The following is a 1272-nucleotide window of genomic DNA, read 5'->3' as shown; positions in this document are numbered from 1 at the left end:
GAGGGTGCAGATTCTTGGCATACAGAATATGCGATGCTAAAGGACATTCTGACACCCGATGAGTATAACTCGGCAAGGGAGAGTGTTCTGACAGCGTTCTACACCCCACCGGAGGTCATTCAGGGCATTTACAAGGTGATGGAGCGCATGGGCTTTCGAGAGGGGAACATTCTCGAACCCTCCTGCGGCATCGGCAACTTCATCGGTATGCTGCCGCCGGAAATGCAGCAGGCGAAGATGTACGGCGTTGAAATCGACACCATTTCGGCTGCAATCGCTCAGCAGCTTTACCAGCGCACCTCTATCGCTGCCCAGCCCTTTGAAGAGGCAAATATCCCTGACAGCTTCTTTGACGCTGTTGTGGGCAATGTGCCTTTTGGCGACTTTAGTGTTGCAGATAAGAGATACGACAAGCACCACTTCCTAATCCACGATTACTTCTTTGCGAAATCACTTGATAAACTCCGTCCCGGCGGAGTGATGGCTTTGGTGACGAGCAAGGGGACAATGGACAAAGAGAATAGCTCTGTGCGAAAGTATATCGCACAGAGGGCTGACCTTCTCGGCGCTATCCGATTGCCCAACAATACCTTCAAGGGCAATGCCGGTACAGAGGTTGTGTCCGATATTCTCATTTTGCAAAAGAGAGATCGACTGATTGATCTTGAACCGGATTGGGTGCATCTGGATACGGACGAGAACGGCATAAAGATGAACTCCTATTTCGTCCAGCACCCAGAGATGATTCTCGGAGAGGTCAAAATGGTGTCCGGTCGCTTCGGCGAGGAAATGACCGTCGTTCCCTTTGAGGGCAGCGACCTTGGCAGTTTGCTTGATGAAGCGGTTGCCAATATTCATGGTGAAATCACAGAGTATGAGCTGGACGATGAGCTTGGCGATGAGGACAATTCAATCCCCGCTGATCCTACTGTCCGCAACTTTTCCTACACCATACTGGACGATAAAATCTACTACCGAGAAAACTCCCGCATGACCCCTGTGGAGGTGTCGGCAACAGCAGAGAACCGCATTAAGGGCATGATCCGCATACGGGATACCGTAAGAAATCTGCTTGAAATCCAAACTGAGGGGTTCCCAGATGACCAGATACAGGCGGCTCAAAAGAAGCTGAACGAGCTATATGACCGCTTCACAGCAAAGTACGGGCTAATCAATTCCCGTGCCAATGTCTCTGCCTTTTCGCAGGACAGCTCGTTTTCGCTTCTCTCCGCATTGGAGATTCTTGATGAGGAACAGAACCTTGAGCGCAAG

At 50.7% G+C, this 1272-nt stretch carries 1 protein-coding gene; it reads left to right on the top strand.

Going from position 1 to position 1272, the window contains the following annotated elements:
• Nucleotides 1–33 precede the first annotated feature (33 nt).
• Nucleotides 34–1272 (top strand): N-6 DNA methylase (locus D1841_RS17355; RefSeq protein WP_371722152.1); only part of this gene is annotated, 1239 nt, incomplete at its 3' end.

Source organism: Neglectibacter sp. X4 (genome assembly GCF_009917365.1).
In the GTDB taxonomy this organism is placed as follows: Bacteria; Bacillota; Clostridia; order Oscillospirales; family Acutalibacteraceae; genus Acutalibacter.
This window is presented reverse-complemented; position numbering and strand designations above follow the sequence as displayed.